The sequence below is a fragment of the Micromonospora antibiotica genome (assembly GCF_017599305.1).
In the GTDB taxonomy this organism is placed as follows: Bacteria; Actinomycetota; Actinomycetes; order Mycobacteriales; family Micromonosporaceae; genus Micromonospora; species Micromonospora antibiotica.
Window position 1 is genome coordinate 221489 of record NZ_JAGFWR010000003.1, and the last position, 16166, is coordinate 237654.

12 protein-coding genes are annotated in these 16166 nt (G+C 73.4%); 10 read left to right on the plus strand and 2 right to left on the minus strand.

Annotated features, from left to right (window positions below):
- Positions 1 to 90 precede the first annotated feature (90 nt).
- Positions 91 to 5424: a type I polyketide synthase gene (locus JQN83_RS09250; protein ID WP_307799114.1), complete on the minus strand. Its 5334-nt coding sequence runs from the start codon at positions 5422 to 5424 to the stop codon at positions 91 to 93.
- A gap of 397 nt (positions 5425 to 5821) precedes the next feature.
- Here JQN83_RS09250 and JQN83_RS09255 point away from each other — a divergent pair, with 397 nt between their 5' ends.
- Positions 5822 to 7489: a (2,3-dihydroxybenzoyl)adenylate synthase gene (locus JQN83_RS09255; protein ID WP_208566654.1), complete on the plus strand. Its 1668-nt coding sequence runs from the start codon at positions 5822 to 5824 to the stop codon at positions 7487 to 7489.
- Between the two features lie 65 nt (positions 7490 to 7554).
- Here JQN83_RS09255 and JQN83_RS09260 read toward each other — a convergent pair whose 3' ends face one another.
- Entirely contained in the window at positions 7555 to 7974 is a 420-nt protein-coding gene (locus tag JQN83_RS09260; protein ID WP_372443995.1) for an SCP2 sterol-binding domain-containing protein, read from the minus strand.
- Positions 7975 to 8367: 393 nt separating this feature from the next.
- On the opposite strand from JQN83_RS09260, the gene JQN83_RS09265 reads away from it, so the two are divergent.
- From JQN83_RS09265 to JQN83_RS09305, 9 genes are all read left to right on the plus strand, one after another.
- The gene (locus JQN83_RS09265; RefSeq protein WP_208566656.1) at positions 8368 to 9657 is read left to right on the plus strand and encodes a nucleotide disphospho-sugar-binding domain-containing protein; all 1290 of its coding nucleotides are present in this window, start codon (positions 8368 to 8370) and stop codon (positions 9655 to 9657) included.
- Between the two features lie 8 nt (positions 9658 to 9665).
- Entirely contained in the window at positions 9666 to 10496 is an 831-nt protein-coding gene (locus tag JQN83_RS09270) for an alpha/beta fold hydrolase (protein WP_372444002.1), read from the plus strand.
- A gap of 112 nt (positions 10497 to 10608) precedes the next feature.
- Complete coding sequence (locus JQN83_RS09275) at positions 10609 to 11850, plus strand: cytochrome P450 (RefSeq protein ID WP_208566658.1); 1242 nt, start codon at positions 10609 to 10611, stop codon at positions 11848 to 11850.
- A 56-nt stretch (positions 11851 to 11906) separates the two neighbouring features.
- Entirely contained in the window at positions 11907 to 12137 is a 231-nt protein-coding gene (locus tag JQN83_RS09280) for a ferredoxin (RefSeq protein WP_208566830.1), read from the plus strand.
- Positions 12137 to 12883, plus strand: a complete 747-nt coding sequence (locus JQN83_RS09285; RefSeq protein ID WP_208566659.1) for an SDR family NAD(P)-dependent oxidoreductase — start codon at positions 12137 to 12139, stop codon at positions 12881 to 12883. The genes JQN83_RS09280 and JQN83_RS09285 overlap by 1 nt, the downstream gene beginning before the upstream one ends.
- A gap of 196 nt (positions 12884 to 13079) precedes the next feature.
- Entirely contained in the window at positions 13080 to 13916 is an 837-nt protein-coding gene (locus JQN83_RS09290) for an alpha/beta fold hydrolase (RefSeq protein WP_208566660.1), read from the plus strand.
- Positions 13909 to 14478 carry a TetR/AcrR family transcriptional regulator gene (locus JQN83_RS32920; protein ID WP_208566661.1) on the plus strand — a complete coding sequence of 190 codons (570 nt, stop codon included), beginning with the start codon at positions 13909 to 13911 and terminating at the stop codon, positions 14476 to 14478. Before JQN83_RS09290 ends, JQN83_RS32920 begins: the two co-directional genes overlap by 8 nt.
- Positions 14475 to 14849, plus strand: coding sequence for a DUF4260 family protein (locus tag JQN83_RS09300; RefSeq protein WP_208566662.1), 375 nt, complete (start codon positions 14475 to 14477; stop codon positions 14847 to 14849). The genes JQN83_RS32920 and JQN83_RS09300 overlap by 4 nt, the downstream gene beginning before the upstream one ends.
- A 300-nt stretch (positions 14850 to 15149) precedes the next feature.
- Positions 15150 to 16082 carry an aldo/keto reductase gene (locus tag JQN83_RS09305; protein ID WP_307799117.1) on the plus strand — a complete coding sequence of 311 codons (933 nt, stop codon included), beginning with the start codon at positions 15150 to 15152 and terminating at the stop codon, positions 16080 to 16082.
- Positions 16083 to 16166 lie beyond the last annotated feature (84 nt).

Below are 16166 nucleotides of genomic sequence, written 5' to 3' on the forward strand. Positions count from 1 at the left end.
AAATCGTTTCCGGGGGCGGGACGAGAAATAGCCGTACCCCGGCCGGTGGGTGCACCGGCCGGGGTACGGCGGGATCGCCGCAGGTGGGGGTCAGCCCACCCGCAACGCGGCCGGGTCGTCGGCCGGGTCGTCGTCGGTGGGCTCCGCGGGGCGGAGACTGTCGACGATGTGGTCGGCCAGGGCGGCGATGGTCGGCTTGTTCCACAGGATGTTCGGCGGCAGCTCCAGGCCGTACCGGCCCTGCAGCCGCACCCGCAGCGCCACCGTCATCACCGAGTCCACGCCCAGCTCGACCAGCGGCCGGCGCAGCTCCAGGTCCTCGGCGGCCAGGCTCAGCTCGGCGGCGGCCTGCTCCCGCACGTCGGCGGTGACCAGCTCCCGCAGCTCCTGCTCCGGGGTGTCGACCCAGTCGACGCTGAACGCCTGACCGGTGCCCCCCTCGGTGGTCGACCTGGTCGCGGTCAGCTCCCGCAGCATCGGTAGCCGGGGGGCGTTGGTGGTGGGCGCCAGCACCCGCAGGATCGCGTGGTACGGGCTGTGGAACCGGTCGGCGAAGGCCCAGGCCCGGAACGCCTCGGTCACCGAGATCGCGTCCAGGCCACGGGAGTTGGCCTCCAGCATGGTCGACGAGATCGACTCGGACATGCCGACCCCGCGCCAGGACGTCCAGCCGAGGCTGGTCGTCTCGGTGTGACCGTCGGCGTGCCGGTGCGCCGCGAGGGCGTCCAGGAACGAGTTGGCCGCCGCGTAGGTGGTCTGCCCGGTCAGCCGGGTGAACTGCCCGCAGGACGAGAACATCACGAAGAAGTCCAGCGTGCCCGGGGGGAAGAGCCGGTGCAGCACCATCGCCCCGTTCACCTTGGGCCCGAGGACGTCGTGCAGCCCCTCCCGGTCGACCTTGTCCACCATCGCGTCGCGTACCACGCCGGCGGCGTGCACGATGCCGCGTACCGCCGGCATGCCGTGCGAGGCCGGGTCGAGCGCCGCCGCGACCTCCACCGGGTCGGTGATGTCCAACGCCAGGGTCCGGACGGTCACCCCGAGCGCCTCCAGTTCGAGCACCCCGTCGATCTGCCGGCGGGTCCGCACGTCGTGGTCGCCGTCCCAGTCGGCGCGCGGCGGCAGGCCCCGGCGGCCGGCGAGCAGGATCCGCCGGGCCCCCCGGTCGGCCAGCCACCGGGCCACCATCAGGCCGAGTGCCCCGAGACCACCGGTGATCAGGTAGGTGTCGGTCGGCCGGCACTGCAACGCGGTGCCGTCGGCGGGCCGCTCGACCTGCCCGAGCCGCTGCACCGCCACCTCACCACCGGTGACCGAGACGACGTCCTCGTCGCCGGTGAGCCGGCGCAGCACCGTCGCGAGGGTCTCGGCGGGGACGTCGGCGTCGTCGGCGAGGTCGACGACCCCACCCCACAGGTCCGGGTGTTCCCCGGCGATGATCCGGGCGATGCCCCACAGCGGGGCGTGGGCCAGCGACCGCTCCGCCACCGCCTGCCGCACACCCCGGGTCAGGCACCATAGCCGGGGCTGGGCGGCCGCCGGGTCGCCCCCGGCCGCCTGGGCCTCGATCAGCGCCTGCGCGCTGTGGATCAGCTCCCAGCCGCACCGTTCGGCGGCCTGCTCGGCCGACTCGCCGGCGTCGCCGGCACCCGGTGCGACCAGGACCGCGTCGCGCGGGGTGAGACCGACCGTGGCCAGCTCGTCCGGGCCGTCCACCCGCACGGTACGCAGCCCGGTGCCGGCCAGCGCCCCGGCCAGGTCACCGGCGGCGGCGTCACCGCCGACCACGACCACCCGGGACAGCTCGGTGCTGCTGCCGTCGACGGTGAGGTCCAGCGACCGCCAGACCACCTCGTGCACCAGCTCGCGGGGGGCGGCCACCGCGCTGTCGGTGTCCGAGATGGCGGAGAACCGCAGGCCGCGCACCTGGCAGACGACCTCGCCGTGCTCGTTCGCCACCTGCACGTCCACCGTGTCCTGCGGCGACCTGGGCGACCGCACCGAGTGGACGGTGATGTGCGCCGGTGGTTCCCCCGAGAAGACGACCGACTCGATGTGCGAGGACATCCACTGGTGCCTGGCGTACTCCGGGGTGACCAGCACCGCGCTGATGGTCAGCGCGCCGTCGATGACGTGCGCCCAACTGGTGGCCGTCTGCGCCGGGGGCGGCACGATGACGATGTCGGCGAGTTGCTCCTCGTCGTTGCGGCGCAGCTCCACGACGTCCCAGGGGAACGCGTAGCCGCCGACGCCCATCCGGCGGAACATCTCGTCGACCCGCTGCCAGGACCACTCCTGCGGGCACCGGGCCCGCACCTCGTCGACGTCGACCCGGCCGTCGACCAGTTCGGTGCTCCAGTCGATGGTCGCCGTCGAGTGGGTGATCCACTCGTACTCCTCGTCGTCGACGACGGGGGCGCCGTCCTGCGGGGCGACCCGGGTGGCCAGCCGGGCGGTGTTCTCCGACAGGACGATCTGCACCACCCGGGGCGGCGCGACGGCCAGCGGGGTACGCAGCACGATGTCGGCCAGCGCGGGCAGCCGGCCGTCCTCCGCGGCGGCCAGGGCGAAGCTGTTGATCAGGACGGCGGCCGGGGTGATCTCGACGTCGACCACCTCGTGGTCGAGCGGGTAGGGCCGCGACGACATGTCCAGGTAGGTCTGCCACACCTGCCGGGGCGGGGCGCCGGAGACCGTCATCCGGCCGCCGAGCAGGCTGTGCCGCTCCGGGTCGTGCCCCCCGCCGGGACCGGACTCGGCCCGGGCCTCCGGGAAGATCCAGTACGGCCGGTGCTGCCAGGCCACCGAGGGCATCGGCAGCAGCGAACCGGTCGGGTGCAGCCGCTCCCAGTCCACCGCCGCGCCCGCGCAGTGCAGCCGGGCCAGGCCGGCCAGCAGGGCACGTTCCTCGTCGGTGTCGCGGCGCAGGCTGTGCACGACGGTGGCGTCCTCGACGCCGAGGTGGGCGAGGGTCTCCCCGATGGAGTGGGTGACCACCGGGTGGGTGGAGACCTCCAGGAAGACCCGGTGTCCGTCGGCGACCGCCGCCGTCACCGCGTCGGTGAAGCGCACCGGCTCACGCAGGTTCGCCACCCAGTACGCGCCGTCGCGCGGCGCGGTCGACCGGGGGTCGGTCAACGCGGTGCTGTAGAGGGGGGTGCGGGGCGTTCCGGGCCGCAGCGCACCGGCCGCAGCGGCGACCTCGGCCACCGCGGCGTCGACGTGCGGGCTGTGGAAGGCGATGTCGGTGTCGACCCGCCACACCGCCACCCCCTCCTCGCGCCAGTGCGTCACGATCTGCTCGACGGTCTCCCGGTCCCCGGACAGCACGGTGGAGGTGGGGCTGGCCGAGATGGCGGCGACCACGCCGACCGAACCGGCGAGCCGCTGCCGGGCCTCGTCGAAGCCGAGCCCGACCATGGCCATCCCGCCCTGTCCCTGCAGGCGTTCCAGGGCGCGCGCCCGCTGGCAGGCGAACCGGGCGGCAGCCAGCACGTCCAGGCTGCCGGCGACGGCGGCGGCGGCGATCTCCCCCACCGAGTGCCCGATCACGGCGGCCGGGGTGAGCCCCCGGGACCGCCAGGTCTGCGCCAGGGCGACCTGGGTGGCGAAGGTCAACGCCTGCACCTCGACGCCGTTCCACGGGCCGCCGGCGGTGAGCGCCTCGCGGGGCGTCCAGCCGAGTTCCTCGCGGAACACCTCGGCCAGCGCGTCGACGGCGGCGGCGAAGACCGGCTCGTCGCGCAGCAGCTGCCGGCCCATGCCCGCCCACTGCGCGCCGTGGCCGGAGAAGACCCAGACCACCGGGGCCGGATCGGCCACCGTCCGGCCCCGGGCGACCTGCGGGGTCGTGCGGCCGTCGGCCACCTCCCGCAGCCGCTCGACGAGTTCCCCGGGTGAGGCGGCCAGTACGGCGGCCCGCTGCGGCAGGTGCGAGCGGCGCTGCGCCAGGGTGTGCCCCACCGACGGCAGGGACGCCCCCGGGTGCTCCACCAGCCAGTCGGCGGTGCGGCCGGCCAGCGCCGCCACCCCGGCCTCGGACATCGCCGAGAGCGGGTACACCGACGGCCGGGCCCCGGCGACGACCTCGGTCGAGGCGGTTCCGGCCTGCGCCGGGTCCGCTGTGGCCCCGGTCGAGGCGGCCACGGCGGGCGGCGCCTCCTGGAGGATGACGTGCGAGATGGACCCGCCGACGCCGTAGCTGGACACGCCGGCCCGGCGCGGGCTGTCGCCGGCCGGCCACGGGGACCGCTCGCCGATCAGCCGCAGCCCGGAGCCGGCCCAGTCGAAGTCCGGGTTCGGCTCGCGGTGCAGGCTCGGCGGGATCTCGGCGTGCCGCAACGCCAGCACCGCCTTGATCACACCGGCGATGCCCGAGCCCGCCTCGACGTGACCGATGTTGGGTTTCACCGAACCGATCAGGCAGGGCTCGTCGGCGGGCCGTCCGGCGCCGAAGACGGCGGCCAACGCTTTGGCCTCCTCCCGGTCGCCGACCGGGGTGCCGGTGCCGTGCGCCTCGACGTAGTGCACCGTCTCCGGGGCGATGCCGGCACGCTCGTAGGCCACCCGGAGCATGTGCTCCTGGGCGGAGCCGTTGGGCGCCATCATCCCGTCGGAGCGGCCGTCCTGGAACACCCCGCTGCCGGGGATCAGCGCGAGCACCTCGTCGCCGTCACGGCGGGCGTCGGACAGCCGCTTGAGCACCACCACGCCGGCGCCCTCGCCCCGGCCGTAGCCGTCGGCGTCGGCGGCGAACGCCTTGCTGCGCCCGTCCGGGGCGGTCGCCCCGGCCGCGTCCAGGGCGACGAACAGGGTCGGGCTGGCCATGATGTTGACCCCGCCGACGACGGCCAGCGGGATCTCCCCCTCGCGCAGGCTCTGGCAGGCCAGGTGCAGGGCGGTGAGGGAACCGGCGCAGGCGGTGTCGACCGCCATGCTGGGGCCCCGCAGGTCCAGGAAGTACGAGATGCGGTTGGCGATGCCGTAGTAGGTGGTGCCGTTGACCGCCCACGCCCCGGTCCGCGGAATGTCCTCCAGCAGGCGGCGGCCGTAGTCGTTGGAGTTGGCCGCCACGAAGACACCGGCGTCCGAACCGCGCAGCGACAACGGCGGCACACCCGCGTTGCCCAGCGCCTCCCAGGCCAACTCCAACACGATCCGCTGCTGCGGGTCGAGGAAGTCCGCCTCCCGGGGAGAGATGCCGAAGAAGTCCGCGTCGAATCCCTCGATGTCGTCGAGGAATGAGCCCAGTCGGGTGGTCTTCCGCAGGATCGCGGTGGCCTGGGGGCTGGTCGAGGCGTACGGTTCCCACCGCTTGTCGGGCATGGCGCTCACGGCATGTCGACCACCGATGAGAAATGCCCAGAACTTCTCCAACGAGTCAAGGTCAGGGGCGAACCGGCAGCTCATACCGACAATGGCCACTGCCTCAGAAAATTCCCCATCCTGGCTCACGTCCAGGCTCCTCTCCACATCGCCGACCGCACCCGGAACACAGCCGGATGCGGTGGTCGCTGTCCTTCGGAAATGTCGCGGTGACGGTCAGGTCCGGACGCTGACCTCAACTGCGAAACATCCTGTTCCCCCACCGATCACAGGGGCACCTTCCTGAGTGCGATCGTCGGCGGCCGACGGCGGCCACCGGCACCCGCCGTGACCTCCGTTAATGCCCGGCGGCGCAATAGCGCAATGCGGGAGAAGGAACTCGGCGGTGCGCCTCCGTACGGTTTCCCCGCGAGTTCGACACGCGAATTCCTCGGTCGCGCCGCGCGGGCCCCGACGCCGGTGCGCCGCGTCGACCCACCGGATCGGGAGGACCCACATGTCCGCAGAAGCGACCCGACCTACCCTCGACGGGACCGTGCCGTGGCCACCGGAGCTGGTGGCACGGTACACCGAGCGGGGGTACTGGACTCACCGTTCGCTGGGGGCGCAGCTGTACGCCGCCGCCGACGCCGACCCCACCGCGACGTGCCTGGTCGACGGCCCGGTACGGCTCACCTTCGCCGAGCTGACCGCCCGCGCGGACGGGGCCGCCACCCGCCTGCGGGAGCTGGGGATACGCCCCGACGACCGGGTGGTGGTGCAGCTGCCCAACTGCTGGGAGTTCGTCGTGCTGACGGTGGCCTGCTTCCGGCTGGGCGCGGTCCCGGTGATGGCGCTGCCGGCGCACCGTCGGCAGGAGATCGCCGCGATCGTGGCGTTGACGGGGGCGCGGGCGCTGGTCGTACCGGACGTGTTGAAGGACTTCGACCACCAGGCGTTGGCGCACGAGGTGGCCGCCGACGCCCCGACCCTGCGGCACGTGCTGGTGGCCGGGGCGGACGTCCGCGCGGACAGTGTCGACCTGCGGCTGCTGTGCCGGCCGGCGGACGACCCGGCGGCGGCCCGGTCGGCGCTCGACGCCGCCGCTCCCGCCGGCTCGGCGGTCGCCCTGTTCCTGCTCTCCGGCGGCACCACCGGGGTGCCGAAGCTGATCGCCCGGACCCACGACGACTACGGCTACATGATGCGCCGGGCGGCCGAGCTGTCCGACGTGGACGCGTCGACGGTCTACCTGGCGGTGCTGCCGCTGGCGCACGGTTACCCGATGGCCGGGCCGGGTCTGCTGGGCACGTTGCTGGCCGGTGGCCGGGTGGTGATCCTGCCGTCGCCCGCACCGGAGCGCGCGTTCGAGACGGTACAGCGGGAACGGGTCACCTTCACCTCGCTGGTGCCGGCCGCCGTGCAACGCTGGCTGGAGTACCGGGAGAAGGACCCCGACCGGGACCTCGGTTCGCTGCGCCGGGTGCAGGTCGCCGGCTCCCGGCTGGCCGACCAGGTGGCCCAGCGGGTCACCCCGGTCCTGGGCTGCGCGTTGCAGCAGGTGTACGGGATGGCGGAGGGGTTGCTCTGCCTGACCCGCCCGGCCGACCCGCCGGACGTGGTGTGCCACACCCAGGGCCGCCCGATCTGCCCGGACGACGAGTTGCGGCTGGTCGACGAGGACGGTCGGTCGGTGTCGCCGGGCGAGGCGGGGGTGCTGTTGACCCGGGGGCCGTACACGCCGCGCGGCTACTACCGGTCGCCGGAGCTGACCGCGCGGGCCTTCGTCGACGGCTGGTACAACACCGGCGACATCGTGCGGCTGCGGCCGGACGGGAACCTGGTCATCGAGGGGCGGGACAAGGACCTGATCAACCGGGGTGGGGAGAAGATCTCCGCCGAGGAGGTGGAGAACTTCGCCTACCAGCTCGACGCGGTGAGCCTGGCCGCCGCGGTCGCCATGCCGGACGCCGAGCTGGGTGAGCGGGTCTGCCTCTACGTGGTGCCGCAACCGGGCCGGACGGTGGCCCTGGAGGACGTACGGGCGGTGATGCAGCGGGCCGGGGTGGCCGCGTTCAAGCTGCCGGAGCGGCTGGTGACCGTCGACGAGCTGCCGTTCACGGCGGTGGGCAAGGTGAACAAGAAGCAGCTGCGGGCGGACATCAGCCGCCGGTTGGCCGGCTGATCCGGCCGGCGACGGGGACACGTCGGCGGGGGCGCACCGGGTGCGCCCCCGCCGCCGCGTCCGGGTCAGGGTTTCGGGATGTCGAACAGGGTGGGGATGCGCATGGCCAGTCCCCGGTCGCCCTTGGCCTTCATCCGGCCCAGCACGAACATGGTGACCGGGTTGGCGCTGCTGCTGACCAGCTTGAGGAAGTCGATGTCGCTGAGGGTCAGGGTGAGCCGGGGCTCCCGGTCCGGCCGCTCCGACAGCACACACTCACCGCCGGCGATCACCATCTCGTAGGTGTCCACCGTGCCCTCGCGCCGGTCGCCGACGCTCCAGTGCAGGACGGCCTCGGTGTTGCCGGCCCGGTCGGCCCGGAACAGGGTGGGCATCCGGACGAAGATGCCGTCGAGGATGGTGCGGCGGTGCGGGCCGCCCATCACCCGGCGCAGTTCGTCGACGGGGGTGGCGGTGACCAGTCGGGCGAAGTCTCGGGGTTCCATCAGGGCAGGGTCGGCGTCGGCGAACATGGGGGTCCCTTTCGTCGTACGGGCAGGCAAGGCCGTGCCGGCAGCTGGCCGGGCGGTCGCGCGCGGCGCGAGCACGACGGCGGCCGGCGGTGCCGCCGCCGTGCGGGGCACCCGACCGGTGGGCGGCCGGTGGCTGGGGTGGGGCCGCCTGTGCGTCGAGTATGGAGAGGTCGGCGGTGGGTTCCTACTTCGACGATGCCCGGTGGCCGACGGGGAAAGGGCATGTATGGAGATGTCCGGGGGCGGCCGGGGCCGAGATCATGGTGGGGAGGAGGTCGACGGGGGGCGCAGCAGCATGTCCGTGTGCCGGTCGCTCCCGGACGCCGCCCCTGCCGAGCCACGCCACACCGAGCTGAGGGAGACCGGATGAGAGTGCTCTTCGTGCCGCACGCCAACAAGGCGCACCTGCACATCATGACGCCGTTGGCGTGGGCGCTGCGCACGGCCGGACACGACGTCCGCGTCGCCAGCCAGCCCGAGATCGCCGACGCCATCATCGCAGCCGGGTTCGTCCCGGTCGAGGTGGGTCGGACGCGCACGGAGATGCCGGCCTTCTACCCCGGGGTACGCCCCGGCGAGGCGCCCCCGGTGGTGATGGCGCCCGGTGAACGCCAGGAGATGCCGTTGCAGCAGGACTTCCCCCGGGACAACCCGTTGGAGAAGCTGTCCCGCGCGTCCTGGGGTTTCGCGTTGTTCTCCACCGACGAGATGATCGCCGACCTGGTCGCGCTGATCGCCTCGTGGCGGCCCGACCTGGTGGTCTGGGACTCCATGGTGTACGCCGCCCCGGCCGCGGCCACCGTGTGCGGGGTGCCGCACGCCCGGATGATGATGGGCCCGGACGGGATCACCCAGCTGCGCCGGGCCGCCCGGGACGAGGGCGATCCGCTGCGTGACTGGCTGGACCGGGTGTTGACCGGCTACGGCACCCGGTTCGACGAGGACGTCGCCGTCGGGCACTTCACCATCGACCCGATGCCGCCGTGGCAGTACCAGCCCGACGGGCTGCACCTGGTGCCGGTGCGGCACATCGCGGTGAACCCGCCGGCCCGGATCCCCGACTGGTTGCGGGAGCCGCAGCAGCGGCCCCGGATCTGCCTCACCCTCGGCGAGTCGCACCGCAACGGGCGCGGCACCGAGGCTCCCGCCGCCGATCTGCTGGACGCGGTGAGCGGGTTGGACGCCGAGGTGATCGCCACCTTCAACGCCAAGCAGCTCGCCACCATCCCGAAGCTGCCGGACAACGTCCGGGTGGTCGACTTCGTGCCGCTGGCCATGCTGCTGCCGAGTTGCGCGGCGATCGTGCACCACGGCGGGGCGGGCACCTTCGCCACCGCCATCGAGCAGGCCGTCCCACAGTTGATCATCCCGGGGACGCACTGGGGCTTCCAGTGGTGGGGGCCGCTGGCCCACGCCAACGGCCTGCAACAGCAGGGGGCCGGCCGGTTCGTCGCCGACGCCGACCACCTCACCTCCGAGGCGCTCGCCGAGGATCTGGCCCGGGTGCTCAAGGACCCGTCGTTCAAGGCGAACGCCGAACGGCTGCGGACCCAGGTGGCCGGCCTGCCCACCCCGAACGACCTGGTCCCGGCGCTGCACCGGCTGGTCGACCAGTACCGCGACGTGGCCGCCGCACGGGCCGGGCGGCCGGCATGACCACACCGCTGCGGCTGACCACCGACGCCGGCACCTTCGACGCGCTGACCGCCGGCCCCGCCGACGGCCGGGGCGTGCTGCTGCTACACGGCTTCCCCGAGGGGGCCGTCGAGTGGGAGCACCAGCTCGCCGCGCTGGGCGCCGCCGGTCACCACGCCGTCGCACCGGACCAGCGCGGCTACTCCCCCGGGGTACGCCCCGACGACGTCGACGCGTACCGGATGGACGCCCTGGTCGCCGACGTCGTCGCGGTCGCCGGGCAGCTCGGCTGGGACCGGTTCGACCTGGTCGGGCACGACTGGGGGGCGGCGATCGGTTGGGCGGTGGCCGATCGGCACCCGGAGCTGCTGCGCACCTTCACCGCGGTGTCGGTGCCGCATCCCCGGCCGTTCGCCGACGCGCTGGCCACCGATCCCGACCAGCAGAGCCGCTCGGCGTACCTGGCGATGTTCCGGCAGCCGGGGCAGGCCGAGGGGATGCTGTTGGCCGACGACGCGGCGTTGCTGCGCCGGATGCTGGGCGCGGCGGTGGGGCCGGCGAAGCTGGCGACCTACCTGGACCGGTTGACCGCGCCGGGCGCGCTGACCGCCGCGCTGAACTGGTACCGGGCGACCCGGCCGGAGGACGTCGAGGCCGGACCGGTCGACGTGCCGACGCTCTATGTCTGGGGCGGTGCCGACATCGGTGTCGGGCCGGTCGCCGCGCACGGCACCGCCGCCTGGGTGAAGGGCCCGTACGAGTTCCTCGCCCTGGACGGGGTGTCGCACTGGGTGCCCGAGGAGGCCCCCGACCGACTCTCCGCGGCCCTGCTCGCCCATCTCGCCCGGCATCCGGGATGAGCCGGCCCGCGCCGCCGCGGCGCGTCCCGGGTCGCCACCGGGTACGCCGTCGGCTCCGCGTGCCGGGTCGCCACCGTCCGGGCCCACCGACGCACACCGCGAAAGGACCGTGATGACCGTCAACAGCACATACGCCGCCGATGCGGCGTCCACCGGGGAGGCACCCGACTTCCCGATGCCCCGGACCTGCCCGTTCGCCCCTGCCCCCGAGTACGTCGGGCTGCGCGCCGAGGCGCCGGTCAGCCGGGTCCGGGTGCCGGACGGGCAACTCGCCTGGCTGGTCACCCGCTACGCCGACGTCCGCCGGCTGCTGACCGACCCCCGGGTGAGCGCCAACCGGTTCCACCCCAACCTGCCGCTGACCGAGCCGGTGACCCCGCAGACCCGGCGCAACATCGCCGCGGTCGGCCGCTCACTGATCGGGCTCGACCAGCCGGAGCACGGTCCGCAGCGGCGGATGCTGATCGGTGACTTCACGCTGCGCCGGGCGCAGGAGATGCGTCCGCACATCCAACGCACCGTCGACGAGTGCATCGACGCGATCCTGGCCGGGCCGAAACCGGTGGACCTGGTCGCCGCGTTGGCGTTGCCGGTCCCCGCCTCGATGATCACCAAACTGCTCGGCATGCCGTACGAGGACCGCGACCTGATCGTGCGCAGCGCCGACGCGCAGCTGCGCCGGACGGTCTCCGCCGAGCAGCGCCAGCAGACCAGCAGCGAGCTGCGGGCCTACGTCGACCGCCTGGTAACCGCCAAGGAGGCGGAACCGACCGACGACCTGCTCGGCCGGCTGGTGGTGCAGAACCGGCAGACCCCGCTGTTCGACCACGACATGCTCGTCGGGTTGGCGATGCTGCTGCTGGTCGCCGGCTTCGAGACCACCGCCAGCATGATCTCCCTGGGGGTGGCCGGGTTGTTGGAGAACCCCGACCAGCTCGCCGTGGTCACCGGTGATCCGGCGGCGATGGGCCTGGCGGTGGAGGAGCTGCTGCGCTACTTCACCGTCGTGGACGCGCTGCCCCGGGTGGCCACCGCCGACATCGAGGTCGGTGGGGTGACCGTCCGGGCCGGCGACGGGCTGCTGCTGTCGTTCGCCTCCGCGAACTGGGACACCGACGTCTTCCCCGACGCGGAGGTGTTGGACGTCCACCGGGGCGCCCGGCACCACATGGCCTTCGGCTACGGCATCCACCAGTGCATCGGGCAGAACCTGGCCCGCGCCGAGCTGGAGATCGTCTTCCGTTCCCTGTTCACCCGGATCCCCGGGTTGCGGTTGGCGGAGGAGCTCGACGGTCTGCCGTTCCGCAAGGAGTCGAACATCTACGGCCTCGACCGGCTGCCGGTGACCTGGTGAGGGGGACCGCGGTGGAGGGGGGTGACCCGGTGGGCGCGGAGGAACCGACGACGACGCTGGTGGTGAGCCGTGGCCTGTGCATCGGCGCCGGGCAGTGCGTGCTGTCCACGCCGGACCTGTTCGACCAGAGCGAGGACGGCCGGGTGCTGCTGCGTCGGCAACCGGTCGACACCGAGGAGGCCCGGGTCGCGGTCGACCTCTGCCCGTCGGGCGCGCTACGGCTGGCCGCCGGGCGGTCCGGGCCGGTCGTCGACGACCAGGACGCCACGGCGAAGGGGTGGGGCTGATGGCCGGCACGGGTAACCGGATCGCCGTGGTGACCGGCGGCGGGCGGGGCATCGGGCAGGCGATCTGTCAGGGCCTGGCCCGCCGGGGCATGGACGTGGTGGCGGTGGACCTGGTCGACCCGATCGAGACGGTGGCGCTGGTGGAGGGCGAGGGGCGCAAGGCCCTCGGTGTCACCGGGGACGTCTCGGACCCCGACGAGGTGGCCCGGATCGGCGCGGAGATCACCGCCGGGATGGGCGGCTGCCACGTCCTGGTCAACAACGCCGGCATCTATCCGGCCAAGAACATCTTCAAGCTGGAGTACGAGGCCTGGCGCAAGGTGCTGGCGGTCAACCTCGACTCGCAGTTCCTGATGACCAAGGCGGTGCTGCACCACATGTGTGAGGCACGGTGGGGGCGGATCGTCAACCTCACCTCCAACTCGGTCGGTCTGGCCCTGCCCGGGTTCACCCACTACATGGCCAGCAAGATGGGGGTGATCGGGTTCACCCGCGCGCTCGCCAGCGACGTCGCCTCGTACGGCATCACGGTCAACGCGGTCGGGCCGACGTTGTCGCGTACCCCCGGGCTCGCGGAGAGCCCGATGGCGGGGGCGGCGCAGGAGCACGTGGCGGCGATGCAGGCCATCAAGCGGCCGGGCGAGGCGCAGGACGTGGTCGGCACGGTGGCCTTCCTGGCCAGCGACGACGCCGCCTTCGTCACCGGGCAGACCATCATGGCCGACGGTGGTCTGGTCCGGCTGTGAGCCACACCGGGCCACAGAGTCACTTTTGAGGAATTAGATACCAATTTGTGAGTATTGTCCGACCGGACCGGTGTGCGGGTTTCCTGATCCCGCCCGCCGGTCCGGCTGGCGTGCTGAGCTGGTCACGAACCCCGCCGACCTCCTCCCGGCAGCGAAAGCTATTGCGGTTAGCTTTTGAGCTAGCTAAGCTAGCCTCATGACCGGTTCCCGGAACGCCGACCCGCCCCCGACCCGCCACCTGCACCGCGCCGAGGGCCGCATCGCCTACGACGTCCAGGGCAGCGGCCCGCTCGTGGTCCTCGTGCCCGGCATGGCGGAGCTGCGCTCGTCGTACCGTTTCCTCACCCCGACCCTGGTCGACGCCGGCTACACGGTGGTCACCACCGACCTGCGCGGCCACGGCGACAGCGACACCACCTTCACCTCCTACGGCGACCCCGAGACGGCCGCCGACATCAGCGCCCTGATCGACGAACTCGGCCGACCGGCCGTCGTCGTCGGCAACTCACTGGCCGCCGGTGCCGGCGTCATCGTCGCCGCCGAGCACCCCGCACAGGTCTGCGGGCTCGTGCTCGTCGGGCCGTTCGTTCGCAACCCCCGACAGCCGCCGGGCATGCGCAGCCTCTTCCACCTGCTCATGTCGCCGCTGTGGGTGGCCGGCGTCTGGAAGGCCTACCTGCCCACCCTCTACGCCGGTGCCAAGCCGGCCGACTTCGCCGAATACCGGGCGGCCGTCGTGGCCAAGCTCCGGCAGCCCGGCTACGGCGCGGCGTTCTCCCGCACCGCCCGGCAGACCGACCACCGCTTCGCCGAGGCGCGGCTCGCCGAGGTGGACACCGCCGTGCTGGTCGTCATGGGCGAGCGCGACCCCGACTTCAAGGACCCGGCGGCCGAGGCGGCCTGGATCGGCGAGACCCTGCGCGGTGAGGTCGTCATGGTGCCCGACGCCGGCCACTACCCGCAGTCCCAGCAGCCCGAGCTGACCGCCCGGGCCGTGCTCGACTTCCTCAGCAGGGTGCACGCCCGTGCCTAGGGCCGGCCTCACGACCGACGTCGTCGTCGCGCGCGGCGCACAACTGCTCGAAGCCCACCCCGCCGACGAACTGACCCTCGCCGCACTCGCCGACAGCCTCGGCGTCCGCGTCCCGTCGCTCTACAAGCACATCGACGGCCTTCCCGGGCTCCGCCGGGGCATCATGCTCCGCGCCAAGGCGAACCTGTCGGCGACCGTCGCCCGGGCGTGCATCGGCCGCGCCCGCGACGACGCGGTCCGCAGCCTGGCCGCCGCCTACCGCACCTGGGCCCGGCAACACCCGATGCAGTACCCGATGACCATCCGGGCACCCGAACCCGACGACGTCGAGGACCAGCAGGCGAGCGCCGCAGCCCTCCAGGTGATCTACAGCGTGCTCGCCGGCTACCGGCTCCTCGGCGACGATGCGATCGACGCCACCCGGTTCCTGCGCTCGGTCATCCACGGCTTCGTCAGCCTGGAGACGGCCGGCGCGTTCAAGCTCGCCGCCGACCTCGAACGCAGCTACGACAGGGCCGTCAACAGCATGCTGACCGCCCTGGAGAACTGGAAGCACCCGTGAGCGCCGGGCCCGCCCGGGGCGCCCCGCCGGCCACCCCGGTGCCGATCCTGCACCGCGCCGAGGGCGCAGCCGTCGCCGGGGCCGCCGTCGTCCTGCTCGTCCTGACGGGCTTCGCCTGGTGGTGGCTGTTCGCCCTGTTCCTCCTCTTCGACCTGTCGATGCTCGGCTACGCGGTCGACCACCGCGTCGGCGCGATCGTCTACAACCTGGGACACACCTACGTCGCCCCCTTCGTCCTGCTCGCCGGGTACGGCCTCGCGCACGCCCTCGACGCGACCGGATGGTCGGTGCTCGCGCTCGTGGCCGCCTGCTGGTTCTTCCACATCGGCGTGGACCGGGCACTCGGCTTCGGCCCGCGTCCCCTGCACTGAACCCGGTCGACGGCACCGGGTCGGCGACGCCCCCGCAGCCCCGCACGGAACCCGCCGACGGCACCGGGTCCGCGACGCCCGCCGCACGCCCCCGGCGCGTCCCGGCCACCGCGTGGCGGCCACCACCAGGCTCACGCAGGGTCACCCGGTGCCCGACACGCTGCACCGGCCTGCCGGACGGTGACCGGGTCGTCCTGGGAGGATGGCCGACGGGTGGCGGGCGTCCCGCCGGCTCCCGCCGCCCGGCAGACCCGCACACACGGGCGTCGCCCCGCGCGGCGTCCCCCGAGGGGAGCAACGGTGACACTGTCGGACAGGCTCGCACCGGAGGCCGGCCGGCTCCGGCTGGGCGACGGGTCGAGCGTCAACCGGTTGGGCTTCGGCACCATGCAACTGCCCGGTCCCGGTTCCTTCGGCCCTCCGGACGACCACGCGGCCGCGCTGACCGTGCTGCGCAGGGCGGTCGAGCTGGGGGTGAACTACCTCGACACCAGTGACTTCTACGGCCCGCACGTGGCCAACGACCTGATCCGCGAGGCCCTCCACCCGTACCCCGACGACCTGGTGATCGGCACGAAGATCGGGGTGGTACGCGACAACTGGGGCGACTTCGTGCCCGCCGGGGCCCCCGACCAGCTGCGGCGGCAGGTGCAGGAGAACCTGCGCCGGCTGGGCCGGGACCGGTTGGAGCTGGTCTACCTGCGGGTCGGCGGGGACGGGCTGCTCCGCCCGGGCGGGACCCGGTTCTCCGAGTCGTTCGCGATGCTGGTGCGGCTGCGGGAGGAGGGCCTGGTCGGCGACGTCGGGCTCAGCGGGGTCACCCTGAAACAACTGGACCAGGCCCGGGCGACGATCCCGATCGCCGCGGTGCAGAACCGGTTCCACCTGCTCGACCGGGACTGCCTGGACGTGCTGCACCGGTGCACCGAGGAGCAGATCGCCTTCGTGCCGTACTTCCCGCTGGGTGCGGGGCTGCTCAGCGGGCGTACCGGGCGACCGCAGCTGCCGTTCGGGCCGGACTTCAGCGCCACGCAGCGGCGTACCGTCGACCGGATCGCCGACGGGCACGACGCCACCCGCGCGCAGATCGCGATCGCGTGGTTGCTGGCGTACTCACCCGCGATCCTGGTCATTCCCGGCACCAGCTCGGTGCGGCACCTCGAGGAGAACATGGCCGCGGCCCGGCTGCGCCTGACCCCGGCGGACCGCGCCGCGCTCGACGCGCTGGCCTGACCCGCTCCACCCGGGCGCCCACGTCCCGGCCGGCCGGCCGGCGGCACCCGCGCCGGGCCCCGATCCGCCGGTGCCCCGCACGTA